The organism is Staphylococcus caeli (genome assembly GCF_900097965.1).
GTDB classification, from domain to species: domain Bacteria; phylum Bacillota; class Bacilli; order Staphylococcales; family Staphylococcaceae; genus Staphylococcus; species Staphylococcus caeli.
This window is the reverse complement of record NZ_FMPG01000001.1, coordinates 246,305-270,549: the sequence shown is the minus strand read 5'-3', so window position 1 is coordinate 270,549 and position 24,245 is coordinate 246,305. Positions and strand designations below refer to the sequence as shown.

Sequence of the window (24,245 nt, the reverse complement as noted above, 5' to 3'; positions counted from 1 at the left end):
TATAAGACGTATATGTATTGGGGGTTAAACGATTTTTGCAATCGAATAATCAAAAAAGCAGGTTTCACTATCGAAAAGTGAAACCTGCTTATATCATCTTTATTTAAAGCCACCATTTGTAGCTAAATCTTCAACATCGTCTCCAAATTTTTCGAAATTGTTTTTGAAGCGATTAATTAAATCTTGAGCTTGTTCTCTATATGCTTCTGGTTTGCTCCAGGCATTAATTGGGTTAAGTAATGTTTGAGGTACATCTTTGACTTTTACAGGAATGTCTAATCCAAACATATCATCTTTGATATATTCAGCATCACGTAATTCACCAGTAATGGCTTGGTTAACCATTTGTCTTGTGTAACTAAGGCTAATGCGGCGGCCAACACCATATTTACCACCAGTCCATCCAGTGTTAACAAGGTATACGTCAACACCATGTTTATCAATTAAATTACCTAATAAATCAGCATATACTTTAGCATTTAATGGTAAGAACGGTGAACCGAAACAAGTTGAGAATGATGGTTCAGGTTCAGTTACACCACGTTCTGTCCCTGCCAATTTAGCAGTGAACCCACTTAAGAAATGATACATAGCTTGGTCTTTTGATAATTTAGAAATTGGAGGTAACACACCAAATGCATCTGCTGTTAAGAAAATTATCGTATTTGGATGTGCTGCTTTCGATGGTGTAACGATATTCTCGATATGATTGATAGGGTAAGCAGCTCTAGTATTTTCAGTATAGTGATTATCATCGAAATCAACATCACCCTCTTCGTCTACAACCACATTTTCTAAAATAGTGCCATATTTGATTGCATCATAGATTTGTGGTTCTTTCTTATGAGATAGATTAATTGCTTTTGCATAACAACCACCTTCAATATTGAAGATGCCATTATCATTCCAACCATGTTCATCATCGCCAATAAGTTTACGTGTTGGGTCTGCAGAAAGTGTTGTTTTACCAGTACCGGATAAACCGAAGAATAATGCTACATCGCCTTTTTCACCGACGTTTGCAGAGCAGTGCATACTCATGATTTTATCTTTTGGTAATAAGTAGTTCATTACGGAGAAAATACCTTTTTTCATTTCACCAGCGTATTCTGTCCCACCGATTAAAATGACTTTATGTTTGAATGAAGTAATAATGAATGTTTCAGAATTTGTACCATCTACTGCTGGATCAGCTTTAAAATGTGGTGCTGAAACGATTGTGAAGTTTGGTTTGATTTCTTGAGCTTCTTCTTTAGAATTCGGACGAATAAACATATTTTGCGCAAATAAATTATGCCATGCTAATTCATTAACTACAGTGAGTTTTAATTGTGAATCTGCGTCACTTCCGGCATAACCGTTGAAGACATAAAGTTCGTCTTTTTGGTCTAGATAATTTAAGACTTTATCATATAGTTTTAAAAATGTTTCTTCCTCGATAGGTTGGTTAATATTACCCCAGTCGATATCGTCTCTATAAGATGGCTCAGTTACGATAAACTTATCTTTTGGTGAACGACCTGTATATTTCCCAGTCTTAGCATTAATTGCACCAAGTTCAGTTAGTTCACCTTCATTATTATTTAAAATTTTGTTATACAACTGAGTTGTAGATAATTGGAATAATGAAGTCTGCTTGTCTAGAATGTTTTCAATTTTGCTTGTATACGTGTATGTATCTACCGCCATACTTAATCCCTCCACGCTATTTGTTGATGTAAGCCTTTACAATTACAGAGTATAACACATATGAAGTAATAGTCCACATCATTTTAAAAGGAATTTTAAATAAATATTAATAAATGTAAAATTGACATTATATCTTATATTCGGTACTATATATGTTAACGGATTCTCTTATCCTGAGAGGCGGAGGGACATGGACCCAATGAAGCCCAGCAACCTCTTCATTTATTTGAAGAAAGGTGCCAAACCGTTTGCAGACAAATAGCGTCTGAACGATAAGAGCGAATGGACGTATAAAGGGCCTTCTCTCTATTTACTATAGTGCAGAAGGCCTTTTTTAATGAGCTCAACAGAGAGAGAATTTTCGTAATTTAAAACTAAAGGAGCAAATTATGACATATAATAGAAGATTATTTACTTCAGAATCTGTAACAGAAGGGCATCCAGACAAGATTGCAGACCAAGTATCGGATGCAATCTTAGATGAAATATTAAAAGACGATCCCAATGCACGTGTTGCTTGTGAAACGACTGTCACAACAGGGATGGCTTTAATTTCAGGAGAAATATCAACAACGACATATGTAGATATTCCAAAAGTAGTGAGAGAGACAATTAAGGAAATAGGTTATACACGTGCCAAATATGGTTATGATAGTCAAACGATGGCAGTATTAACTGCAATTGATGAACAATCACCTGATATTGCACAAGGCGTAGATACAGCTCTTGAATATAGAAATGATGCTTCAGAAGAAGAAATTGAAGCGACAGGTGCTGGTGATCAAGGGTTAATGTTTGGTTATGCAACTAATGAAACGGATACGTATATGCCGTTACCAATATTCTTATCTCATCAATTAGCAAAACGCTTATCTGATGTACGTAAAGATGACATATTAGACTATTTACGTCCCGATGGTAAAGTACAAGTAACTGTAGAATATGATGAACAAGATCAACCACATCGTATTGATACAGTTGTTGTATCGACTCAGCATGCTGAAGATATTGAATTAGCACAAATTCAAGATGATATTAAACAACATGTTATATATCCAACAGTACCAGAACACTTACTAGACGATGAGACTAAATTTTATATTAATCCAACTGGACGATTTGTAATCGGTGGACCACAAGGTGATGCTGGTTTAACGGGTCGTAAGATTATCGTTGATACTTATGGCGGTTATGCGCGTCACGGCGGTGGATGCTTCAGTGGTAAAGATCCTACAAAAGTTGACCGTTCTGCCGCTTATGCTGCTCGTTATGTAGCGAAGAATATTGTAGCAGCAGAATTAGCTGATAAATGTGAGGTACAACTAGCGTATGCTATTGGTGTAGCAGAGCCAGTTTCTATTTCAATAGATACATTTGGTACTGGAAAAGTATCTGAAAATGAATTAGTGGATGCAGTGAGACAACACTTTGATTTAAGACCCGCAGGTATTATTAAAATGCTCGACTTGAAACATCCAATTTATAAACAAACTGCTGCCTACGGTCACTTTGGTCGTACAGACGTTTTATTACCTTGGGAAAAATTAGATAAAGTAAATGTATTAAAAGATGCAGTTGCACATTAATACGTAATTTTATAAATTTGAAACTTTACTATCGATTGATTAGCAATTTTCTATTATAATGAAGTTATTGAACACATAAAGGAGCGTTTGGGTTATGAATTCATTTGGACCAATTGAAATTGGTTTAATCGTGGCAATTGTAGTAGCGGTCATTTGTTTGATTTTATTTATTGTCGCTTTGAAAAGTAAGAAAAAGGCACAAGAAAAAGTAGAAGCACAATATAAATCAAGAGAACAACAATTGAGCGATGCACATGAAGAAGAGTTAGAAAAAGAAAGAATTGAAAATAAAAAGACAGTAACGAAACAACAAGAAGAATATACTGCTACGGTTAATTCCAAAGATAGAGAAATTGATGCATTGAAATTATTCTCTAAAAATCAAAGTGAATATGTAACTGATATGAGGTTGATTGGTATACGTGAAAGACTAGTCAATGAGAAAAGAATTCGCCCTGAAGATATGCATATCATGGCAAATATATTTTTACCAAGAAATGAATTTAGTGAAGTACAACGTATCAGTCATCTAGTATTGACACGTACTGGTTTATACATTATCGATTCACAAGTTTTAAAAGGTCATGTTTATAATGGCGTGAGCGCTGCTCAGTTTAAAGAACAGCCTATGATGGAACAAGTGTTTAGTACATTAGATCTTGATAGAACTACACCACAAACGTTAGTTTTAGATCAAAATGAGGATAAAGAATCTTTATCATTTGTTAACTATACAACACATCTAAACGAAATTGAAAAACTTGCGGGCGATATTCAAACAGAATTAAACTTGAAATTTACACCGACAACTATTTTATATTTCAATCCAAAAAATGATGGTGCAGTGACGATTTCAAACTATGCACAAAGTTCAAATACTAAAGTGCTTGTTGGTCCAGAACAGTTAGATGAATTCTTTAATAAATTTGTTTTTCATGGTCGAATTCAATATAATGTTGAAGACTTACAACGTGTTATGGATGAAATTGAATCATTTAATTAGTACTATAAAAGTAACAGCGTGAATATTGCGCTGTTACTTTTTTTATTTCTAAAATGAGCACATATTTATTGTTGGAAAAGGGAATAATGAAAATATGATGAAATAAAATGGAAAAAAGAGGCGATTTATATGGAATATATTTCATTTTATAATGGAAATGAAATGCCGATTGTCGGATTAGGTACATTTCGTGTAGAAAATAATGATGAGTGTAAAGCATCAGTTAAACATGCAATTGAGAGTGGCTTTACACATATAGATACAGCTATGATTTACGAAAATGAAGATAAAGTGGGTGAGGGAATTGCTGAAGGTCTAGCTGCAACTGGTCTAAAGAGAAGTGATTTATTCATTACCTCTAAATTATGGCTAGCTGATTATGGTCGTGAAAATGTGGCAGAAGCATATGAAACAAGTTTGAAAAAATTAGGGTTAGATTATCTAGATTTATATTTAATGCATTGGCCTGGTACGGATGAAGCGGTCATGATTGATACTTGGCAAGGTATGGAAGATTTGTATAAAGAAAATAAAGTGAAGAATATTGGAGTAAGTAATTTCAATGTTGAACATTTAGAAGCATTATTAGCGCAAGTTTCTATTAAACCTGTGATAAACCAAGTTGAGTTTCATCCGTATTTATTACAAGCATCATTAAATAGATATTTAGATGTTCAAAATATTCACATGGAATCGTGGTCTCCATTAATGAATGCACAAATTTTAGAAGATGAAACTGTGAAAGCGATAGCTAAAGAAGTTGGGAAATCTCCAGCGCAAGTTATTATACGCTGGAATATTGAGCATGGTGTTGTCGTAATACCTAAATCTGTTACACCATCACGTATAGAAGAGAATTTGGAAGTATTCGATTTTTCATTAACTGCTGAACAAATTGAGAGACTAGACAAACTAAATGAAAATAGTAGAATTGGTCCAGATCCAGTTGAATATAGTGGACATTAGTTTAGATAAAAAAGTGTGTGCCTTCAAAGGTTGCGAAGGCGCACACTTTTTGTATGCAATATGAAGAGGATTTTCGATACATTTGGATATTTAAATTAAAATATATCCAAGAAAACATGCTAAAAATGATGTGCCGTACTGCAAGATTGAATAGATAATAAAATATTTTATATTTTTTTCTATTGTTAGTAATTGAACAAGCTCTGAAGAAAGTGTTGAGAATGTAGTTAAACCACCTAAAATACCTACTACGAGAAATGCATTTAACCATGTTACATGTAATGCCATACCCATAAACAGTCCAATTAACATACTTCCTACTATATTCACGATGGGTGTACCAATCGGAATAATATAGTTTGATTTTGCGTTACAAATATTTGTAATAGCTGCACGGATAACTGCACCAATACCGCCACCTAGCATGACTAATAAGACGTTAATCATGAAAAATATCCCCCCAGTTTAACTCCGATGTAACAAAACAATAAACCAAGTACATAACTTAATAAAGCATATGTAAACATTAAAACGTATGCGCTTTGTTCAAGAAAACGTATGAGTTCAAATTGAAAGGTTGAAAATGTCGTTAGAGCACCAAGAAAGCCTGTTGTAATACCTTTTTTTAGTAATAGATTATTATTAAAATATTTAATTGCTACTGTCCCTAATAGTCCCATTAAGAAAGCGCCGATTAAATTTGCATATAAGGTACCAGTAGGGAAGCCAGATGAATCACTTATCAAAGATAAGCCATATCTCAACAATGCCCCAATGGCACCACCGAAAAAAATAAATAAGTATTGCATACGGTTATCTTTCCTTTCGTGTAAAGGTGATAAAGAATTTATATTGATGATTGGTATAATATACCACACTTAATAATTATAGCTGAGACAAACATTGATGTCTCAGCTACATAATTAAAATATGATACCAAATGTGGAGAGTGCAGCAATGATATGAATGACTATTACGACTAAAATAACATAAGGCAATAGTTTGCTTGCATTTACTATCCAATCTGATTTTTCACGCGCGTGTTTGATGGATTTATCTGCAAAAATAATCGAAATAATTAAAATAATTGCGTTAATAATACTGCATACAAAGATTAGCTTGATCATTGAATTAAAATGCATGTTTAATAGAGGGTTTCTAGTATTGAAGTAAAAACTAATTATGATCAGTATACTAGATAAATAAAAATAAAGTTTTGAGCGTGCCATAAAGACCTCCTAATGCGAATCATTAAATCATAATATCATAAATTTAAAATAATTTAATGATATTTACAATATTAGATTATGAATAATACAAAATATATTTAAAGAAATTCTTTTGATTATTAAAACGGATACTCGTATATTACCATATAAAGGGAGATTTATTTCATTAATGAGTACCATGACTCAAGCAAAAAGTTAGAATTTTAATAGTAATGGTGGTATAAATGAATTGTATGGTTAATAAAACCGTTATCAAATAATTCATTTTTGGATTATTTATTTTAGTCAGGAGGAAGAAGCAATGGCAAAATTAAATGTTGAAGTATTTGCAGATGGTGCAGATATTGAAGAAATGAAAGCAGCTTATAAAAATAAACAGGTTGATGGTTTTACAACTAATCCAAGTTTAATGGCAAAAGCAGGTGTAACTGACTATAAAGCTTTCGCTGAAGAAGCTGTACGTGAAATTCCTGATGCTTCTATTTCATTTGAAGTATTTGCAGATGATTTAGAAACAATGGCGAAAGAAGCTGAAATTTTAAAACAATATGGAGATAATGTATTTGTTAAAATTCCAGTCGTAAATACAAAAGGGGAATCAACGATTTCGCTAATTAAAAAATTATCAGCAGAAAATGTTCGTTTAAATGTTACTGCTGTTTATACTTTAGATCAAGTAAAAGAAATAACTGAAGCTGTTACTGAAGGTGTTCCGACATATGTATCAGTATTTGCTGGACGTATTGCTGACACAGGTGTAGACCCAATTCCTTTAATGAAAGAAGCGGCTGAAGTTACGCATAGTAAAGCAGGTGTGAAATTATTATGGGCAAGTTGCCGTGAAGTCATCAACGTGATCCAAGCAGATGAAGTAGGCGCAGATATCATTACATGTCCTGCTGACGTAGTTAAAAAAGTAAATAATAACTTAGGACGCGACATCAACGAATTATCTGTTGATACAGTACAAGGATTTGCTAAGGATATCCAAAGTTCTGGTTTATCTATTCTTTAATATCATTCCCCTATGAACAAAGAGTTTGTAGGGGTTTTCTTTGTTCTTTAAAAAGAAAAAGGGAAAATCATATAATCTTAAATTCTTCTAGTTTATCCATCATATCTTTTTCCATTTTTTGAGTTATATGTATATAAAATTTTTGAAGTTATGTCTTGATTTTTTGGGTTTCTGATTAAAACAAAATGAAGGTTTGAAGCTAATTCACAATCTCAATACTCAGAGTGATATAATGCTCAAAATGAAGGGTGAAATTAAACAAGATTTGAAGAAAGTATATTAGTGAATTTGGTAAAATATTAAGGTGAGCAGGTTGGATAGATGGTGGCTAATCTCAGTATAAAGTGAGGTGGTGCTTATGGAAGTACCGACAAAATCTTTAGAAAGGAGATGCCTTGTGTGGTTTCAATTGTAGAAACGCTACACTTGATGTTAGGTTTCGGAACTTTCATCGTTACCATATTAGGTTAAGTGATTGCAATTGTTAAATTAAACCATAAAAAATAACCATCTCTAACTTTGGCGGTTTAGATGGTTATTTTAGAATTAACTATTAAATCAGCCACCGTCTTTTTAACGGGCTCATCTGGGCGATACACATATGTGTGTTGCCCTTTTTCTATATATAAAGTAACACAGTATAAAAATATTATCAAATTCAATGAGGAAGCTTATTCTGTCAGCTTTTTATTTTAAGGGGAAAATTTATATAGATGATCACATGTCTGTTATACTGAAAATCAAATGAATCAAAGGGGAATACAGTTATGAAGGTTCAACAACCAAAAATCAGTAAAAAGTTAGAACCAAAAGTCTTAGATGATATTTTTTTTATGGAAGATGACATATTAGAATTAGCGGAAATTAATAAATCAAGTTTGGAAAATAATCAACTCAAGCGATTGCTTATATATGGTTCTTACATCAAAGATTGTAATTTTGCGAATGCCGATTTGGGACGAGTAGATTTTACAGATGTTATTTTTGAAAACTGTGATTTTTCAAATACGAACATGGAGCATGGTAGTATACATAGAGCAGTATTTAAGCATTGCCGTATGACGGGTGCTATGTTAAAAGATATGAGGTTTGGAGATATTGTTTTTAATGAAGTTAAAGGTGATTTCATTACCATTATTGAATCAAAAATAGAAAAGTTTTTAATAGAAAATAGCAATATTACAAATGCTGAATTTCATCAAAATAAACTTAATCATGTAATTTTTACAAATACAGATATAAATGAATTGTCTAACTTTCAAACATCATTAAAAACGTGTGATATTAGTAAATCGTATTTCGAAACATTAACAATAAATAAAGAAGATTTAGTAGGGTGTAAAATATCTAGAGAACAAGCTATTCAATTTGCATCGCTAATGGGTTTAATTGTTGTGGATGATTAAAGGCTAAATACAAAAATGAGTTGGACTAAAAATAGATTTTAATTTTATAAAAAGCATGCGATAATGAGTTTATTATTTAATTAAGATAATGAGTTTAGAACATATTAAAAATAGTAGTTATAGTAAGTAGTCTTAAAGGAGACCAATTGAAAAATGAAGTTAAATATTTTTAAGCAAAAAGTAAAAAAACAATTGTGGTTTTTAAATAAAAAAGAAAAATTGAAATTGGATGAAATATTACAACATGTTGAGCTTGCTGACGATAGTGACAAGTTGAATCGCCCAATTGCTTTTTCGAATCAGTTTTTGAAAGAATACATTTTTAAAGAAAAAGTGGTGTCATCAACACAGTTATTTGTATTACTCATTGGAATATTATTAACGTATATCTTCTTATTAGGTTTGTTTTTATTCGGCTTTATAACGAGTTTAACGGCAGTACAATATTTTATTAAACCTGAGGTGCAATTATCTACATTAACTGTTATTTTAACGCTTGTGGGTTCTTTATTATTAATTGTATTGAGTTTGTATTTAATACGTATGGTTACAGGTTATTTTACTAAAAAATTATTAGAATATAAATACAATAAATCATTGTGATGTTAGCTATTTAAAAGGTGAGAAAGTGTTAAACTTTCTTGCCATTTTTTATATATTAAAATATATGGTGCATCAACCGTGATGAACGTCGAATTTTCAAAATAGATTATTGTTTTGCTGCTTTTCGATGTTAATCCGTTAATAGCACATGCATTTATATAGTATTTGATGGGAGACCGTTGATGCATAATTGGGAAAATGATTGTTTCTTCGTTAATAAAAATGGGAACTAATTTTCTTATTTTTAATAATGATTTTGACTGTTTCAATTGCATTTGAAAGGAAAGTTGGTGACTTTCTAATACATATACTAATGCTTGATTAATCGAAGTTGGATATGTGATTTGATGTGTTGTGTATTGACATAGTGTTAGTGTTTCAGGCCCTAATACATTTTTGTAGTATAATACTTTCGATAACTTTGTCATATTAGCTCACCTCAGTTAGTTTTAAAGAATTTGATATATGCTTTCTGAACGCGCTTTTGATAATTTTTTAGCGTTGAAACAGAACAATTTAAAATTTGTGCTAATTCATGTTGTTTGTAGCCTTGTAGTTTTAGTTGTAACCAGAGGCAATCAGAAGTAGAGAGAGATGAATAGAAGTGCTGGAGTTGTAAGGGTTCGTCAATTGGTTGATGCATTATTAATTGTTGTAATTCAATATCATTTGTTAGTTGATACTTCTCTGAGTGACTACTGGATGTGCGGAATAAATCAATTAAATAGTAGTTTAATCTTGAATATAAATAAGTATTCATTGAGGAGTTTTTTTGAGGGTCATAATTAAGAGAGAGTTCCCATAATTTAATCAGGAGTAGCTGTGCAAATTCATCATAATTGTATTTGATATTGTACTTATTTAACAGAAAATGAATGAGCTTGTACTTTGTTTTATATAATTGGTTAAAATTCATTAAATAGCTCCAACGTTGTATATACAACAAATATTTCCGGATGTTTATATTTTAAAATGAAAAATAATAAATTTCATTTGCTAAATCTTAGTAATAGGTGTTAAATAGAGAACATAAGAGCAATAAATTTTAAGTTTTATAACATTCGCGCGTATTCAACTTAAAGATATGACACTAGATTATGTATTGATATCTTCGGACAATTATCAGGAGGTTTATATGGATTACGCACATTTGAATTTGGAACATTTTTTTGCAAAACATAATGATTTGGATAGTATTAAGGATAAATCTGATTTTGTCATGATTAATAATATGACAAATGAAATGATGTATCGTGATGGAGAAATAGAAGGTACGATTGATCTAAATCGTTATTATTATAAAAATAGATCCCAAGCATCAAGTTTTATAATGATGGAATATTATAAAAGTCAAGAGTAATGAAATTAAAATTTCATTACTTTTTTTATGAATATGTAACAACACAAAGTTAAAATTGTGTGATTATCTATTTAGTGTTAAACTTTATTATCAGATAGTCCCAATCTATGAATAGATTGATGAAAGGGACTACTCATTCCTAATTATTACCTAAGAGGTGTGAACATGACGAAGCATAAAAAAGGCTCTATATTATCAATTGTAGGTTTATTGGTAATCTTAGGTGTAGCTGTTGTCATTGTATTTTCAATGATTTCAGATCAAATCTTTTTTAAAGAAGTAAATGAACAGGAAAAAGTTGAGAATTTAAAAGTAACTTTGGACAAGGCTTCAAAAAAGCAAATAGATAACTACACAAGCCAACAAGTCTCAAGTAAAGATAATAAATCTTGGAGAGACGCATCATCAACTGAAATCAAAGCTGCCATGAACAGTAGTGATTTTATTGATAGTGATACACAAAAATATCAATTTTTAGAATTAGATAAGTACCAAGGCATTGATCAAAATAGAATAAAACGTATGCTTATTGATAATCCAACTTTATTAGAGCATTCTGATGAATTTATAAAAGCAGCTAAAGACAAACATGTAAATGAAGTATATTTAATTTCGCATGCATTACTTGAAACAGGTTCTGCCAAGAGTGAACTTGCAAGTGGTGTAGAAATTGATGGTAAAAAATATTACAACTTCTTTGGTGTGGGGGCTTTAGATGAAGATCCAATTAAAACAGGCTCTGAATACGCTAAAAAACATGGATGGGATACACCTCAAAAAGCAATTAGTGGCGGTGCTAACTTTATCCATAATCATTATCTATCAAATAAAAATCAGAATACATTGTACAGTATGAGATGGAATCCAAAAAATCCAGGTGAACATCAATATGCTACAGATATTAAATGGGCTAAAAGTAATGCTCGATTAATGGCTAATTTTTATGAGAACATGAAAACAGAAGGGAAATATTATAAGTACTTTGTTTATAAAGATGATAATAAACATAAAACGCAATAATCATAAAACGCAATAATATAGTAATTAAATCAAACCAATGAAGCCAAGTGCTTTGTTGGTTTTTTATTTTATAATTTTTGATTATTGGACTTTAAATACAAAAAAAGAAGGATAAGCCGCATTGTGGCCAATCCTTCATATAATGATTGCTTATAGGGGTGTAATTGGAATTGTTATTCAACTTTGTTTTTCTGTCCTATCAATAAAAATAACATGAGTGCAGATATAAAAACTTTGAATACAAATTTCATCTTGTCACGTCCTTCAGTATTATTACTTCTTATCAAAATAGTTATGTTTTTCTAAAAATTCTTTTGCTACGATTGCAGGTTCCTTACCTTCGCCATCTGCTTGATAATTTAATTTTTGCATTTGTTCCGTTGAAATTTTTCCATCTAATTTTTCTATAGCTTTTTTAAGTTCAGGTTGTTTTTTTAATTTATCGTTTGGTGCTACTGCACTAGCGTCATATGGTGGGAAGAAATTTTTATCATCTTTTAGTACGACGAGGTCATAACCTTCAATTCGACCATCAGTTGTATAACCAAGCGCTACATCTAGTTTTTTGTTTTTTAATGCATCATAGACAAGACCGATTTGCATTGGTTTTATTGAATTGAAAGCAAATCCATAATGTTTTTGGAAGGGGGCATAACCATCACCACCACGTTTGATCCAAGTTGTATCTGTTCCAACATTTACTTTGTCTATTACTTTTTCTAAGTCAGAGACTTTATGCAAATTATATTTTTTTGCAGTTTCTTTGGTGACCATAAATGCAAAGGTATTTTCAAAACCATATGAATTGAAAAAACGTTGATCAAATTTTTGAGTGAATAATTTCTTTGTAAGTTTCATAGCTTTTTCGGGATCAGTAATTGGTTTTTGTTCTAAAACACCAACTAAATCTGTACCTGTGTACCGAGTACTTGAAACATCGGCATCTCCATTCATTAATGCATTATGTTGTATCGTTGCTGAGCCCAAATTGTTGATAATGGAACCCTTTACTTTACCTTTTGAATCATGTTCAATTAATTCCTTTAACATATATGCCATGGTTTGCGATTCACTCGTAGCGAGTGCAGAAATTTTCACTGTATCTTTAGTTTGACCACTGCCTAAGCCGGGTAAGTCACAACTTGCCAATAAAACTGTACTGGCTAAAATTAAAAAAAGTATTTGCTTTATGAATTTCATCATTTTACCCCTTAAATAAAAAACAAAAAAATAAATTTTATTAATACATCAATGTTAACATATTTTGAAAAACATTATAACTAAACAATGGAAATAACTGATAGAACTAAAATATATAATGTGGAGTCAATCATTGGTATAATAAAATCAAATAATAATAGTGAGGATGTATACTATGAAAATTGCCATCATTGGGATGGGTACAGCTGGCGTTAGCGTATTGAAAGAATTGGTCAAGAGCGATCAATTTGAACAAATGCAAGTTGATGTGTACGATAACCCGAAAAATATGGGGCAAGGAGTCCCATTTCAAAATGACAGTGATCAATTATTAATAAATTTACCAGCCGCAGATATGTCATTGAATTTGGATAATCATCGTGAATTTTATGAATGGTATGAAAATCAAACAACATTTAAATTTTCAAATACTAAATATTTACCAAGGTTTATATTTGGTCATTATATGAAGGACTACTTACAACAATATAATTATAAATATAAGAATATTTGTTTGATTCAAGAAGAAGTTTCTGAGGTATATATTGAATCTAAAATTGGAAATACAGATGTTCAATATAATGTATGTACGTCTAAAGAAACACAAAATGCGAAGGTATATGATGTTGTATTTCTTTGTATTGGTACGTTAACTTATCACGATCCGTATAATTTAAAAGGGACGACAGGTTATATACATACACCGTATCCAACATATAATACATTAGATTATGTTAAGGATTCTGACAGAATATCAATCATAGGAACTGGCTTGGCTAGTTTGGATGTTATACGCTATGTCACAGCACACCATCCAAATTTACCAATCACAGTGACTAGTCGAAAAGGTCATTTGCCGAGTGTAAGAGGTGAAATGCCGGAATTAGAATTTAAATATGTAACGCCTGAAAATTTTAACGAAATAAAGCAACGTAATTTTGGTAATGTACCTTTAGATGATGCCATATGTTTGTTTTTAAAGGATTGTGCAGAACTTGAAATTCCTATAGAGAGACTTGTCCATCGTAGACAAGAAGATGTTATATTAGATTTAACTTATGATTTAGAGCATTCAGAAATTTTAGGGAAATTCCAAAGTATACTTGAACTGGCAAAAGAAAACTTGAACTGGATCTGGAACAGTTTTAGTAGAGAGGATCAGAAGAAATTCTTGGCTGACTATCAGTGGATTTTAAAAGAAAATTCGAATCCAATGCCACCACAAACTGCACGATTAATTATAGAACATATTGAAAATGGAATAATAGAAATAAAAGAGGGATTAGAATCAGTTGAAAAAGTGGATTTGGGCTTTCAATTACAATTTGAGGATGGTACAAGTCAATCATATGATATCGTTATCAATGCAACAGGTTCTAAAACGCACCTTGCCGATCTCGATAGCGATGACCAACTTGTGTTAAATTTAGAAAATCGTCAAGTTGTTCAAGCGCATCCACTTGGAGGTATCCAAATTGTGGCAGAGACTAATCAAGTAATCAGTCCAAGATATGGTACGTTAAAAGGTATGTATGCGCTTGGCCAATTAACGAATGGCATTAACCAATCCCGAAATGGTGTGATGATGATTGTGAAACAGGCAGTTAGTGTTGTCAAACATTTACTAGAGTCGAAATCATAGAACCGTTAAATGTGAATTAAAAAATAGAAAATAATTTGAATGCTAAGCAGTTGATTGTATATGTAAACTGTTTAACATTTTTTATGACAAAACCGACTCAAACAATAAGAATTGTCTTTTTGAGAAAAATGTAGTACGATTAATTTGTAACACTTTTATTGTTACACTGACTCAATCATCCATAACAATTTCATAAATATTCTTTCGGGGCAGGGTGAAATTCCCAACCGGCAGTATCCCAACCGGCAGTAAATTAAGCCTGCGACCTGCATTCGTAATTACGAATGTGGCTGATCTAGTGAAAATCTAGAGCCGACAGTATAGTCTGGATGGGAGAAAGAATTGCAGTATAACAAAAAATGGCACTTTTAGAGTGTTTATTTGGCATACTCATATTTTAAAAATATGTTGGAGTGTGTCTAATTGTTGCTAAATAATGTTATATCAATATATATCCCAACATCCGAATGCTTTCATTCGGGTGTTTTTTTATTATATAGAGGTGATGAGATGAGTCAATTTTTAAATTATGCTATCCAATTAGCAAAAATGGTAGAAGGTCAAACTGGTACAAATCCTCCAGTGGGCGCAGTCGTGGTTAAACAAGGACGTATTGTAGGCATAGGTGCACATTTACAAAAAGGTGACAAACATGCAGAAGTGCAAGCGTTGGATATGGCAGGAGAACAAGCACAAGGTGGATCTATATACGTTTCACTAGAGCCTTGTACGCATTATGGTTCCACACCTCCATGTATCAATAAAATCATTTCAGCAGGTATTCAAAAGGTAGTATACGCAGTAAAAGATACTACACTCAAAACTCACGGCGATGATGTCTTACAACAATCTGGAATACAAGTCGAGTTTCGTCATCAACCAGAAGCAGAATCGTTATACAGAGACTTTTTTATAACAAAAAGACAATCTGTGCCAAAAGTAACGGTTAAGGTATCTTGTAGTTTAGATGGCAAACAGGCAACTGATGAAGCACAAAGTAAGTGGATTACGAATAAAGCTGTAAAGAAAGATGTATTTCATTTACGCCACGACCATGATGCAGTACTTACTGGAAGAGGAACTTTAAAAGAAGATAATCCACAATATACTACGCGAATTGAAGATGGCAAACATCCGATTCGAGTTATATTGTCAAAATCGGGTCAAATAGATTTCAACTTAGATATATTTCAAAATCAAAGTGAACCGATTTGGGTTTATACAGAAAATAGTAAACTAAAATCAGATATTGAAAATGTTGAAATTAATTGTCTTTCAAATTGTTCAATTGAAAATATACTAAAAGATTTACATGAAAAAGGGATAGGACGATTATTAGTTGAAGCCGGTCCTACCGTAACTTCAGAATTTCTCCAATCTAATTACACGAATGAACTTATTTTATATTATGCCCCGAAAATTATAGGTGGTTCTGGTAATTATCAATTCTTCCAAACTGAGAATATTTTTGATTTATCAGAAGTACCACATTTTGAAATTGTTAATTCTCAAATGATTGAGCAAAACATTAAATTGACACTACGAAAGAAGTGATGGGCCATGTTTACTGGCATCGTTGAAGAAATAGGCACGATTAAAAAAATATCAACACAGCAATCTGTCGTTAGTTTAAAAATAGCGTGTCATACTATTTTAAGTGATATGCATATTGGTGATTCAATAAGTGTGAATGGTGCATGCTTAACTGTAGTAGATTTTGATGAGCATTCATTTTCTGTTCAGGTAATTAAAGGTACTGAAAATAAGACTTATCTAAATCAACTATCACAAGCTGCTGAAGTGAATTTGGAAAGAGCAATGCTTGGACAAGGACGGTTTGGTGGTCACTTTGTTTTAGGCCATGTTGATGAAGTTGCTAAAGTAACGAGAATTCAGGATTCTGATAATTCGAAAATAGTGACAATTCAACCATCGGCGAAGCTTTTAACACAAATGGTAAGCCAAGGTTCAATTACAGTGGATGGTGTGAGTTTAACAATTTTTAAATTAAATGCGTCATCATTTGATATTCATCTTATTCCAGAAACGAGAAAGTCTACAATTTTAAATCAAAAACGTGTTGGTGATTCTGTTCATTTAGAAACGGATATGTTATTCAAATATGTAGAAAAAATCGTTGCAAATCAAGGTTCTGGTCTAAGTTCAGAAAAACTGAAAGCGTTTGGATTTTAGGAGGGGTAATATGCAATTAGATAGTATAGCATCAGCGCTAGAAGCACTGAAAAATGGTGAAAGTATTATTGTAGTTGATGATGAAAATAGAGAAAATGAAGGTGACCTTGTTGCTATAACTGAGTGGATGGATGATAATACGGTTAATTTTATGGCAACTTATGGTAAAGGGCTCATTTGTGCACCTGTTAGTCGAGATATAGCACAACAATTAGAGTTAAATCCAATGGTTAATCATAATTCTGATGTATATGGTACTCAATTTACAGTAAGTATTGATCATGTTAATACTACGACTGGTATCAGTGCAATTGAAAGAACAATGACTGCCAGAGCTTTGTTAGATAAGCACGCAGTTGCTAGTGATTTTAATAAACCGGGTCATTTATTCCCACTTATAGCGCAAGATAATGGTGTGTTAGCGAGACGTGGACACACTGAAGCTTCTGTTGACTTGGCAAAGTTAACTGGTGCGAAACCGGCTGCACTTATTTGTGAAATCATGAATGATGATGGAACTATGGCAAAAGGTGATGATTTAGAAGCATTCAAAGCGGCGCATGGGCTGGTAATGATTTCAATTGAAGATTTAGTACGTTATAGAAAATCAGCAAATTCTCATTTAGAGGCTAAAGCAAAAGTTAAATTGCCGACCGAATACGGTATTTTTGATATGTATGGATTCGAGAATTCAAATAGTGATGAAGAAATCGTAGCTATTGTTAGTGGTGATATTAAAAATGTAGAAAATGTGCGTATCCATTCTTCATGTTTAACTGGAGATATTTTTCATAGTCAAAGATGTGATTGTGGTGAACAATTAGCCGCATCTATGAAATATATAAAACAGAATGGTGGCATTATTTTGTATTTACCACAAGAAGGTAGAGGCATTGGCTTAATTAATAAACTAAAAGCATATGAACTTATTGAGCAAGGATACGATACAGTTACTGCGAATATTGCTTTAGGCTTTGATGAAGATTTAAGAGATTATCAGGATGCAGCTCAAATTTTAAAATATTTTGGTGTCGAGCGTGTCAATTTACTTAGCAATAATCCAAAGAAATTTCAGTGTCTTGAAACATACGGTATAAATATTAATAAACGTATAAATCTCATTGTGGAAACAAATAAATATAATCAAGATTATATGGATACGAAAAAATTGAAAATGGGTCATTTATTATAGGAGGTAATGGAATATGAATTTTGAAGGTAAATTAATAGGAAAAGATTTAAAAATAGCAATCGTAGTTAGTAGATTTAATGATTTTATTACTAACCGTTTATTAGATGGAGCAAAAGATACATTAATTAGACATGATGTGAATGCAGAACAAATTGATGTAGCTTATGTACCTGGTGCATTTGAAATTCCATTGGTTGCTAAAAAATTAGCACAAAAAGGTGAGTATGATGCAGTGATTACACTAGGTTGTGTTATCAGAGGGTCAACTTCTCATTATGACTATGTGTGTAACGAAGTTGCAAAGGGTGTATCAAAAGCTAATGATGTGACGGATACACCAGTTATCTTTGGTATATTAACGACAGAAAACATTGAACAAGCTGTTGAACGTGCAGGTACTAAGGCTGGTAATAAAGGTGCTGAAGCGGCAGTAAGTGCAATTGAAATGGCTAATTTACTTAAATCAATATAATTAAGCATTTAAAATTATCCAACAATATAAATAAAAAGTAAAAGCTGCTTTCAAACTATAAGGGTTTAAAAGCAGCTTTTGTATTGCATATTTATAATGGACTTTGTTGTTCAAATGTTACTTTTTCAATAAACGTCCGACTAGCACACTAGTTGCAACTACTGCTGCTAATGTGCCTGCAACTATACCTGTCTTTTTAAGTACAGTTGGTTTTAATAATTCTTTAAACATTAAGTTTAAGTTTTGTGGTCTTTCAGCTAATCTTCTCATAAAGTAACTGAACCAGTCATCTCCATAAGGTACATAAATACAGAAATTGTATCCCTCGCCAGCAATTTGTTCCGCTAATTCTGATCGGAAACCATACAACATTTGGAATTCATACCTGTCTTTTTCGATATTATTATCCTTTATAAACTGCTTAATATGAGTGATTACTTTATCATCATGTGTAGCTATAGAAGTTACATTTTTGGCATTTAATAATCTTTTTTCAATTAAACGTATGTAATTGTCATCTATTTCTTCTTTTGTTTGATAAGCAATTGAATCACTTTCTTTATATGCACCTTTAACCATGCGCAGTCTTAGCTCTGGATATTTATCAATTAAAGCGTCTGCTTTATATAAATAAGCTTGGATAACAGTTCCCACATTTCTAAATTCGCCTTTTAAGCGATCTAGAACTTGTGTGATGTCAAATAAACTATCATACTTTTCTGTATCAATATTAATATGCATATTATTGAACTCATTTGCTTTCAATAATATTTCACGCAAGTTACGATAGGCAAGATCAATATCAAATTCTGAACCTAGCTGACTAAGTTTAACTGACATATGTCCATCTAAATTATGATTATAAATGGCATACATCACTTCAATAATTTGATCCTTTGCCTGGATTGCTTCTCCTTCAGTTACTACAAATTCCCCAAGGCAATCAACCGTAACAGTAATTCCCTTTTGATTTAAACGTTCAATTGTGTCTACTAAGGATTTAATTGTGTTACCTGCGACCACTTTATTCGCACCGAACATTGGACCTATTTCCTTAGCAGTCTTATTTAAAAACGAACTATTTGATAGTCCGATAAAAAAATCTTTCACAATTGGCATATTAATTCCTCCCATTCTGCTTATAGCTATGTTTCAGTAATAGTGTATCATGAATCTAATAGTTATGAAATCGTTTACAATAAAATATATTACACTTTATATTATAATATACACGATTGTAAGTGATGTTTTTTTATTAATAGGACCATACATTTAGAAATTAAAAGTTTTTTAGGAGATTTAAACTGTTTAAAATGGAAAAAGTATAATGCATTTTGATACAATAAAGCTATTGAATTTTATATAAGAAGGGGAAGTATGAATTATGTGGAAATGGGAAACCGAAAATGAAGCTAAAGGTGTCGTTGTAATTGCACATAACATGCTTGAACATACAGGAAGATACGCATATGTAATTACTATGCTACGCCGAAATGGCTTTCATGTCATCATGGGTGATTTGCCAGGACAAGGCCAAACCTCTCGTTCAAATAAAGGTCAAATTGAAAATTTCGATGTATATCATGAACATATACTTGAATGGATTAGAATTGCAAATGAATATAAGTTACCAACTTATGTATTAGGTGTTGGTTTGGGTGGTTTGATTATTTTAAATTTACTAGAAAAAGTCGAAGTTCCAATTGAAGGATTAATGCTTGTGTCACCACTATTGGAATTTAAGAAAAGTAATAAATCTAGAAAAGATAATATTATTTCTAATGTCGGTAAAATTGCTAAAGATACTAGGTTTAAAGTAGGTATCACAGTTGAAGATTTAACTAGAAATGAAGAAGTGATCGATGAAACTTCAAATGATCAATTAATGTTGAATAAAGTGACATATCACTGGTACAAACAAATTATCGAAATTATGAAAGAGACCGTAAATCATTTGAAAGATGTGAAGTCATTACCAATGCTGTTAATGTATGGCACAGAAGATAAAGTGGCAGACACGACTGCAATGGATTTGATTAAAGATAAAATAACTACAAATGAATTGTATTTTAAAGCTTGGCAAGGTTTATACCATGAAATTCATAATGAGCCTGAACGTGATGAAGTGATGCGATATATACTAGCCTTTTTAAATAATAGTGCGAGCAATAATGGCTTTATCGTACATGATGAGAACGAAGTTTCATAAAATAAAAATTAAAAGTTTCTTAGATTAGCCTCGGACAAAATGATGTCCGGGGCTTTAATATTTGAATGAATATATATCGAATTTATGTGAAAAAAATCACATAAAGTAATTGTAATTTTCGAGAAAACCTGTTATATTTATCTTGTGAAAAAAATCACAAGTAAAAACCAGTTCATTTTAAATGTGAGGAGAGTCAAATTATGGAATATATTAAAGGTAATAAAGTCGTATTAATTGGTGATGGAGCAGTTGGTTCTAGTTATGCTTTTGCTTTGGTAGCACAAGGAGTAGCAGATGAACTTGTTATTATAGATTTGGATGAAGCTAAAGTAAAAGGTGATGTCATGGATTTAAATCATGCAGCGCCTTACGGTGGTTCACCTATAAAAATAAAAGGTGGTAATTATGAAGATTGTCATAATGCTGACATTGTAGTCATTACAGCTGGTGCTGCACAGAAACCAGGTGAAACAAGATTAGACTTAATTGAAAAAAATACAAAAATCTTTAAATCAATTGTTACTGATGTCATGAAATCAGGTTTTAATGGTATTTTCTTAGTTGCTACAAACCCAGTCGACGTATTGACGTATGTAACACAAAAAGTTTCTGGTTTACCAAAAGAAAAAGTTATTGGTTCAGGTACTATATTAGATACAGCTCGTTTTAAATATGAACTAGCTGAAGAATTTGGTGTTTCTGATAGAAGTGTACATGGGCAAATTATTGGAGAACATGGAGATTCAGAACTTGCAGTATGGTCACAAGCAAATATTGCTGGACAACCTTTATATCAATTGTTAAAAGACGATCCAGAAAAACAACACAGAATCGAAGAGATTTTTATCAATACAAGAGATGCTGCCTATGACATAATTCAAGCTAAAGGAGCAACATATTACGGTATTGCAATGGGATTAGTGCATATAACTAAAGCTATCCTCAATAATCAGAATGTAGTTCTCACGGTTTCTAGTTATTTACATGGAGAATATGGTGAAGAAGATGTTTATATTGGGGTTCCAACTAAGATCAATAGACAAGGTGCAGTGGAAGTCTTTGAAATCCCATTAAATGATGAAGAAAATAAATTATTTAACAACTCTGTAAATATTTTGAAAGAAATGCAAAACAAAATATCTCATTTAATTGCATAAATCATAGTTTAATTTTAAACTGTATATAAGATTAATTTTATTAAAAATTCTATTATTTAATCAGTGTTGATTTTATACGGTAAATGATGAATTTGATGAATTAATTTTACATGTTTAAACTTTATACTATGATTGGGGGATTATGCTATGGGGAAAGCATTTGCTGAAAAAGTTGATGGCATATTGCAATTAGAGTCTGTACTCAAGGATATAGATGATATTTTTGGTCAGGTTCAAAAGCAATATAAGATGTCTAAAGAGGAATTACTCATTCTTTTGACACTATGGAAAGAGGGATCAATGACATTAAAGGAAATGGATGAGTTCGTACATATTAAATCATACAAGAGAACACGTACTTATAATGATTTAGTAGAAAAAGCGTGGATTGTTAAAGAAAGACCACAAAATGATGAACGAACAGTTATTATCCACTTCAATGAAGATTTAAAAGATCAAAGGGAAAATCTTTTAAACGTCTTTAAAAAACAAATTGATGCTAAAGCTTCAACTATTCAAAACAGTCTTAAATCTATCTTAAATTTATAGTGAATATCTTAAATTTTATTGCCTGATTGCAATAATTTTTATTACCAGTCAAAGTATAGTTACTTTGGCTGGTTTTTTAATTTCTATCATAATTTGTATAAAAAGAGAGTAGGTCTAAGAAACTTATTCTGGCAAATAAATTTCTCTGTCCTACTCCCTGAAATTAAATCGAAATTATCTTTTTTCAATGGCACAAATAAAAGGTGGATTATTTTGTTGATTAATAAATTGATATTTTAATACATGTGCTTTATTTTGATCAAATTGTTGAAGGTAACTTAAGATAGCGTCGCGTTCTACTTTGCCTTCTTCATGTCCGTGATAAATGACTAAAATGATGACACCTTCTGAAGCTAACATATCAAAAATATTTTCAATAGCCTCGATAGTACTATTTGCCTGTGTAGTGATTGATTTGTCACCTTTGGGTAAATATCCTAGGTTGAAAATGGCTGCATCAATGTGCCCATGATGTTCACTAGGTATGTGTGCGTTGACATTAGCATGACTGTCTTTAACTAATGAAATATTTGTGTAAGAATCAGTTTTTGCTTTTGTATTGTTAATGGCAGCATCTTGAATATCAAATGCGAAAACTTTACCCTCGGGTACCTGCTGAGCGAGAAATAGCGTATCGTTACCATTGCCACATGTTGCATCAATGACGATACTATTATGCTCTGTATGTTGTTGAATTAGTGTTTTGGTGAAAGGTAAGATTCGTTCGAGTTTCATGATTTGATGGCACTCTCGAAATATTTTCCTTGATAAGATTCTCTACGCGCAAGTTCATTATCAATTTCATTTAATACTTCCCATTTATTGACACTCCACATTGGTCCCACCATTAAATCAATGGGTCCATCACCTGTAATACGATGGACAATCATTTCTTTTGGAATGATTTCTAATTGATCGACTACTAAATTAGTATATTCCTCTTGTGTCATAAACTCTAACATGCCTTTATCGTACTGTTTAACCATAGGTGTACCTTTAAGCAAATGTAGTAGATGGATTTTGATGCCTTGAACATCCATTTGTGCAACTTCTTTAGCTGTTTCCATCATCATATTATAATCTTCACCTGGCAAGCCGTTAATGATATGTGTACAAATATTAATATTGTGTTTACGTAGTTTCGCGATGCCTTCATAATATGTTTTCATATCGTGAGCACGGTTAATCAGGTCTGATGTTTTTTGATGAACAGTTTGAAGCCCGAGTTCAACCCATAAATACGTACGTTCATTTAATTCTGCTAAATACTCAACAACATCATCAGGTAAGCAGTCAGGTCGTGTACCTATAGATAATCCCACAACACCTGGTTCTTTTAAGGCAGTTTCATATTTTTCACGTAATACTTCTACCGGTGCATGCGTATTAGTGAAGGCTTGGAAATACGCAATGTATTGACCATCTTGCCATTTTTCGTGCATTTTATCTTTAATTTCTCTAAATTGTACTTCGATTGGATCCACACGATTTCCGGCAAAATCGCCACTTCCAGCTGCAGAACAGAAGGTACATCCTCCGTGTGCAACAGTACCGTCTCTATTTGGACAATCGAATCCACCGTCAATAGCAACTTTGAATATCTTTTGACCAAATTTATTTTTCAAGTGATAATTCCACGTGTGATATCTTTTATTTTCGAATGCGTAAGGGAAGAATTGTCCCATGTAACATTTTCCTTTCTAAATTCATTCTAGTTAAAGATTTTAACATATTTTAGTGATATAGTGTTTAGA

The 24,245-nt window shown here is 32.0% G+C and carries 27 protein-coding genes and 2 riboswitches; of the genes, 17 read left to right on the top strand and 10 right to left on the bottom strand.

Annotated features, from left to right (window positions below; translation table 11 throughout):
• Nucleotides 1-99: 99 nt before the first annotated feature.
• Nucleotides 100-1,689 (bottom strand): phosphoenolpyruvate carboxykinase (ATP), encoded by a 1,590-nt coding sequence (pckA, locus tag BJS11_RS01290; RefSeq protein ID WP_069995032.1) that lies wholly within the window; start codon nt 1,687-1,689, stop codon nt 100-102.
• Between the two features lie 165 nt (nt 1,690-1,854).
• A riboswitch (SAM riboswitch) is annotated at nt 1,855-1,968 on the top strand.
• Nucleotides 1,969-2,078: 110 nt separating this feature from the next.
• On the opposite strand from pckA, the gene metK reads away from it, so the two are divergent.
• The 3 genes from metK (at nt 2,079) to BJS11_RS01275 (ending at nt 5,244) form a co-directional block, all read left to right on the top strand.
• The gene (gene metK / locus BJS11_RS01285; RefSeq protein WP_069995033.1) at nt 2,079-3,275 is read left to right on the top strand and encodes a methionine adenosyltransferase; all 1,197 of its coding nucleotides are present in this window, start codon (nt 2,079-2,081) and stop codon (nt 3,273-3,275) included.
• A gap of 94 nt (nt 3,276-3,369) precedes the next feature.
• Nucleotides 3,370-4,278: a nuclease-related domain-containing protein gene (locus BJS11_RS01280; protein ID WP_069995034.1), complete on the top strand. Its 909-nt coding sequence runs from the start codon at nt 3,370-3,372 to the stop codon at nt 4,276-4,278.
• Nucleotides 4,279-4,407: 129 nt separating this feature from the next.
• Nucleotides 4,408-5,244 (top strand): aldo/keto reductase, encoded by an 837-nt coding sequence (locus BJS11_RS01275; RefSeq protein WP_069995035.1) that lies wholly within the window; start codon nt 4,408-4,410, stop codon nt 5,242-5,244.
• A 90-nt stretch (nt 5,245-5,334) separates the two neighbouring features.
• Here the strand turns inward: BJS11_RS01275 and BJS11_RS01270 are convergent, their stop codons facing one another.
• The 3 genes from BJS11_RS01270 to BJS11_RS01260 form a co-directional block, all read right to left on the bottom strand.
• A complete protein-coding gene (locus BJS11_RS01270) occupies nt 5,335-5,691 on the bottom strand; it encodes a fluoride efflux transporter FluC (RefSeq protein ID WP_069995036.1) in 357 nt (118 codons plus the stop codon).
• Nucleotides 5,688-6,053 carry a fluoride efflux transporter CrcB gene (gene crcB, locus BJS11_RS01265; protein WP_069995037.1) on the bottom strand — a complete coding sequence of 122 codons (366 nt, stop codon included), beginning with the start codon at nt 6,051-6,053 and terminating at the stop codon, nt 5,688-5,690. Before crcB ends, BJS11_RS01270 begins: the two co-directional genes overlap by 4 nt.
• A 114-nt stretch (nt 6,054-6,167) precedes the next feature.
• Nucleotides 6,168-6,473 (bottom strand): hypothetical protein, encoded by a 306-nt coding sequence (locus tag BJS11_RS01260; RefSeq protein ID WP_069995038.1) that lies wholly within the window; start codon nt 6,471-6,473, stop codon nt 6,168-6,170.
• Between the two features lie 301 nt (nt 6,474-6,774).
• Between BJS11_RS01260 and BJS11_RS01255 the strand changes: the two genes are divergently transcribed.
• The 4 genes from BJS11_RS01255 to BJS11_RS01245 all read left to right on the top strand — a co-directional run bounded on the left by BJS11_RS01255 (nt 6,775) and on the right by BJS11_RS01245 (nt 9,497).
• On the top strand, nt 6,775-7,488 hold the full coding sequence (locus BJS11_RS01255) for a transaldolase (protein WP_069995039.1): 714 nt from the start codon (nt 6,775-6,777) through the stop codon (nt 7,486-7,488).
• A gap of 390 nt (nt 7,489-7,878) precedes the next feature.
• Nucleotides 7,879-7,959, top strand: coding sequence for a putative holin-like toxin (locus BJS11_RS14110; protein ID WP_258953783.1), 81 nt, complete (start codon nt 7,879-7,881; stop codon nt 7,957-7,959).
• A 296-nt stretch (nt 7,960-8,255) separates the two neighbouring features.
• Nucleotides 8,256-8,894 (top strand): pentapeptide repeat-containing protein, encoded by a 639-nt coding sequence (locus BJS11_RS01250; RefSeq protein ID WP_069995040.1) that lies wholly within the window; start codon nt 8,256-8,258, stop codon nt 8,892-8,894.
• A 153-nt stretch (nt 8,895-9,047) separates the two neighbouring features.
• A complete protein-coding gene (locus tag BJS11_RS01245; protein ID WP_069995041.1) occupies nt 9,048-9,497 on the top strand; it encodes a hypothetical protein in 450 nt (149 codons plus the stop codon).
• A 2-nt stretch (nt 9,498-9,499) separates the two neighbouring features.
• Here the strand turns inward: BJS11_RS01245 and BJS11_RS01240 are convergent, their stop codons facing one another.
• Nucleotides 9,500-9,925 (bottom strand): competence protein ComK, encoded by a 426-nt coding sequence (locus tag BJS11_RS01240; RefSeq protein WP_069995042.1) that lies wholly within the window; start codon nt 9,923-9,925, stop codon nt 9,500-9,502.
• A gap of 11 nt (nt 9,926-9,936) precedes the next feature.
• On the bottom strand, nt 9,937-10,413 hold the full coding sequence (locus tag BJS11_RS01235) for a sigma-70 family RNA polymerase sigma factor (RefSeq protein ID WP_069995043.1): 477 nt from the start codon (nt 10,411-10,413) through the stop codon (nt 9,937-9,939).
• Between the two features lie 219 nt (nt 10,414-10,632).
• Between BJS11_RS01235 and BJS11_RS01230 the strand changes: the two genes are divergently transcribed.
• Both BJS11_RS01230 and sagB read left to right on the top strand, forming a co-directional pair.
• The gene (locus BJS11_RS01230) at nt 10,633-10,857 is read left to right on the top strand and encodes a hypothetical protein (protein WP_069995044.1); all 225 of its coding nucleotides are present in this window, start codon (nt 10,633-10,635) and stop codon (nt 10,855-10,857) included.
• 165 nt (nt 10,858-11,022) lie between these two features.
• A complete protein-coding gene (gene sagB / locus BJS11_RS01225; RefSeq protein WP_069995045.1) occupies nt 11,023-11,877 on the top strand; it encodes a peptidoglycan release complex glucosaminidase SagB in 855 nt (284 codons plus the stop codon).
• Between the two features lie 273 nt (nt 11,878-12,150).
• Here sagB and BJS11_RS01220 read toward each other — a convergent pair whose 3' ends face one another.
• A complete protein-coding gene (locus BJS11_RS01220; protein WP_069995046.1) occupies nt 12,151-13,077 on the bottom strand; it encodes an osmoprotectant ABC transporter substrate-binding protein in 927 nt (308 codons plus the stop codon).
• 175 nt (nt 13,078-13,252) lie between these two features.
• On the opposite strand from BJS11_RS01220, the gene BJS11_RS01215 reads away from it, so the two are divergent.
• From BJS11_RS01215 to ribH, 5 genes are all read left to right on the top strand, one after another.
• Nucleotides 13,253-14,719, top strand: coding sequence for an FAD/NAD(P)-binding protein (locus BJS11_RS01215; RefSeq protein WP_069995047.1), 1,467 nt, complete (start codon nt 13,253-13,255; stop codon nt 14,717-14,719).
• A 196-nt stretch (nt 14,720-14,915) separates the two neighbouring features.
• Nucleotides 14,916-15,064: riboswitch (FMN riboswitch) on the top strand.
• Nucleotides 15,065-15,229: 165 nt separating this feature from the next.
• Nucleotides 15,230-16,273 carry a bifunctional diaminohydroxyphosphoribosylaminopyrimidine deaminase/5-amino-6-(5-phosphoribosylamino)uracil reductase RibD gene (gene ribD, locus BJS11_RS01210; protein WP_069995048.1) on the top strand — a complete coding sequence of 348 codons (1,044 nt, stop codon included), beginning with the start codon at nt 15,230-15,232 and terminating at the stop codon, nt 16,271-16,273.
• 6 nt (nt 16,274-16,279) lie between these two features.
• Nucleotides 16,280-16,912 carry a riboflavin synthase gene (locus BJS11_RS01205; RefSeq protein ID WP_069995049.1) on the top strand — a complete coding sequence of 211 codons (633 nt, stop codon included), beginning with the start codon at nt 16,280-16,282 and terminating at the stop codon, nt 16,910-16,912.
• Nucleotides 16,913-16,922: 10 nt separating this feature from the next.
• On the top strand, nt 16,923-18,104 hold the full coding sequence (locus tag BJS11_RS01200; protein WP_069995050.1) for a bifunctional 3,4-dihydroxy-2-butanone-4-phosphate synthase/GTP cyclohydrolase II: 1,182 nt from the start codon (nt 16,923-16,925) through the stop codon (nt 18,102-18,104).
• 13 nt (nt 18,105-18,117) lie between these two features.
• Nucleotides 18,118-18,576: a 6,7-dimethyl-8-ribityllumazine synthase gene (gene ribH / locus BJS11_RS01195; RefSeq protein ID WP_069995051.1), complete on the top strand. Its 459-nt coding sequence runs from the start codon at nt 18,118-18,120 to the stop codon at nt 18,574-18,576.
• Between the two features lie 117 nt (nt 18,577-18,693).
• Here ribH and BJS11_RS01190 read toward each other — a convergent pair whose 3' ends face one another.
• Nucleotides 18,694-19,695: a proline dehydrogenase family protein gene (locus BJS11_RS01190; protein ID WP_069995052.1), complete on the bottom strand. Its 1,002-nt coding sequence runs from the start codon at nt 19,693-19,695 to the stop codon at nt 18,694-18,696.
• A gap of 265 nt (nt 19,696-19,960) precedes the next feature.
• On the opposite strand from BJS11_RS01190, the gene BJS11_RS01185 reads away from it, so the two are divergent.
• From BJS11_RS01185 to BJS11_RS01175, 3 genes are all read left to right on the top strand, one after another.
• Nucleotides 19,961-20,785 (top strand): alpha/beta fold hydrolase, encoded by an 825-nt coding sequence (locus BJS11_RS01185; RefSeq protein ID WP_069995053.1) that lies wholly within the window; start codon nt 19,961-19,963, stop codon nt 20,783-20,785.
• 200 nt (nt 20,786-20,985) lie between these two features.
• Nucleotides 20,986-21,942 carry an L-lactate dehydrogenase gene (locus BJS11_RS01180; protein ID WP_069995054.1) on the top strand — a complete coding sequence of 319 codons (957 nt, stop codon included), beginning with the start codon at nt 20,986-20,988 and terminating at the stop codon, nt 21,940-21,942.
• Nucleotides 21,943-22,089: 147 nt separating this feature from the next.
• The gene (locus tag BJS11_RS01175) at nt 22,090-22,491 is read left to right on the top strand and encodes a transcriptional regulator, SarA/Rot family (RefSeq protein WP_069995055.1); all 402 of its coding nucleotides are present in this window, start codon (nt 22,090-22,092) and stop codon (nt 22,489-22,491) included.
• Nucleotides 22,492-22,665: 174 nt separating this feature from the next.
• Here BJS11_RS01175 and mnmM read toward each other — a convergent pair whose 3' ends face one another.
• Nucleotides 22,666-23,226, bottom strand: coding sequence for a tRNA 5-(aminomethyl)-2-thiouridylate-methyltransferase MnmM (mnmM, locus tag BJS11_RS01170; RefSeq protein WP_069995056.1), 561 nt, complete (start codon nt 23,224-23,226; stop codon nt 22,666-22,668).
• Nucleotides 23,223-24,176: a tRNA modification radical SAM protein MnmL/YtqA gene (gene mnmL, locus BJS11_RS01165; protein ID WP_069995057.1), complete on the bottom strand. Its 954-nt coding sequence runs from the start codon at nt 24,174-24,176 to the stop codon at nt 23,223-23,225. Before mnmL ends, mnmM begins: the two co-directional genes overlap by 4 nt.
• Between the last annotated feature and the right edge of the window lie 69 nt (nt 24,177-24,245).

Coding starts and splice junctions, on each gene's coding strand:
- pckA (WP_069995032.1), bottom strand. CDS start 1,689: ATGGCGGTAGATACATACACGTATACAAGCAAAATTGAAAACATTCTA.
- metK (WP_069995033.1), top strand. CDS start 2,079: ATGACATATAATAGAAGATTATTTACTTCAGAATCTGTAACAGAAGGG.
- BJS11_RS01280 (WP_069995034.1), top strand. CDS start 3,370: ATGAATTCATTTGGACCAATTGAAATTGGTTTAATCGTGGCAATTGTA.
- BJS11_RS01275 (WP_069995035.1), top strand. CDS start 4,408: ATGGAATATATTTCATTTTATAATGGAAATGAAATGCCGATTGTCGGA.
- BJS11_RS01270 (WP_069995036.1), bottom strand. CDS start 5,691: ATGATTAACGTCTTATTAGTCATGCTAGGTGGCGGTATTGGTGCAGTT.
- crcB (WP_069995037.1), bottom strand. CDS start 6,053: ATGCAATACTTATTTATTTTTTTCGGTGGTGCCATTGGGGCATTGTTG.
- BJS11_RS01260 (WP_069995038.1), bottom strand. CDS start 6,473: ATGGCACGCTCAAAACTTTATTTTTATTTATCTAGTATACTGATCATA.
- BJS11_RS01255 (WP_069995039.1), top strand. CDS start 6,775: ATGGCAAAATTAAATGTTGAAGTATTTGCAGATGGTGCAGATATTGAA.
- BJS11_RS14110 (WP_258953783.1), top strand. CDS start 7,879: ATGCCTTGTGTGGTTTCAATTGTAGAAACGCTACACTTGATGTTAGGT.
- BJS11_RS01250 (WP_069995040.1), top strand. CDS start 8,256: ATGAAGGTTCAACAACCAAAAATCAGTAAAAAGTTAGAACCAAAAGTC.
- BJS11_RS01245 (WP_069995041.1), top strand. CDS start 9,048: ATGAAGTTAAATATTTTTAAGCAAAAAGTAAAAAAACAATTGTGGTTT.
- BJS11_RS01240 (WP_069995042.1), bottom strand. CDS start 9,925: ATGACAAAGTTATCGAAAGTATTATACTACAAAAATGTATTAGGGCCT.
- BJS11_RS01235 (WP_069995043.1), bottom strand. CDS start 10,413: ATGAATTTTAACCAATTATATAAAACAAAGTACAAGCTCATTCATTTT.
- BJS11_RS01230 (WP_069995044.1), top strand. CDS start 10,633: ATGGATTACGCACATTTGAATTTGGAACATTTTTTTGCAAAACATAAT.
- sagB (WP_069995045.1), top strand. CDS start 11,023: ATGACGAAGCATAAAAAAGGCTCTATATTATCAATTGTAGGTTTATTG.
- BJS11_RS01220 (WP_069995046.1), bottom strand. CDS start 13,077: ATGAAATTCATAAAGCAAATACTTTTTTTAATTTTAGCCAGTACAGTT.
- BJS11_RS01215 (WP_069995047.1), top strand. CDS start 13,253: ATGAAAATTGCCATCATTGGGATGGGTACAGCTGGCGTTAGCGTATTG.
- ribD (WP_069995048.1), top strand. CDS start 15,230: ATGAGTCAATTTTTAAATTATGCTATCCAATTAGCAAAAATGGTAGAA.
- BJS11_RS01205 (WP_069995049.1), top strand. CDS start 16,280: ATGTTTACTGGCATCGTTGAAGAAATAGGCACGATTAAAAAAATATCA.
- BJS11_RS01200 (WP_069995050.1), top strand. CDS start 16,923: ATGCAATTAGATAGTATAGCATCAGCGCTAGAAGCACTGAAAAATGGT.
- ribH (WP_069995051.1), top strand. CDS start 18,118: ATGAATTTTGAAGGTAAATTAATAGGAAAAGATTTAAAAATAGCAATC.
- BJS11_RS01190 (WP_069995052.1), bottom strand. CDS start 19,695: ATGCCAATTGTGAAAGATTTTTTTATCGGACTATCAAATAGTTCGTTT.
- BJS11_RS01185 (WP_069995053.1), top strand. CDS start 19,961: ATGTGGAAATGGGAAACCGAAAATGAAGCTAAAGGTGTCGTTGTAATT.
- BJS11_RS01180 (WP_069995054.1), top strand. CDS start 20,986: ATGGAATATATTAAAGGTAATAAAGTCGTATTAATTGGTGATGGAGCA.
- BJS11_RS01175 (WP_069995055.1), top strand. CDS start 22,090: ATGGGGAAAGCATTTGCTGAAAAAGTTGATGGCATATTGCAATTAGAG.
- mnmM (WP_069995056.1), bottom strand. CDS start 23,226: ATGAAACTCGAACGAATCTTACCTTTCACCAAAACACTAATTCAACAA.
- mnmL (WP_069995057.1), bottom strand. CDS start 24,176: ATGGGACAATTCTTCCCTTACGCATTCGAAAATAAAAGATATCACACG.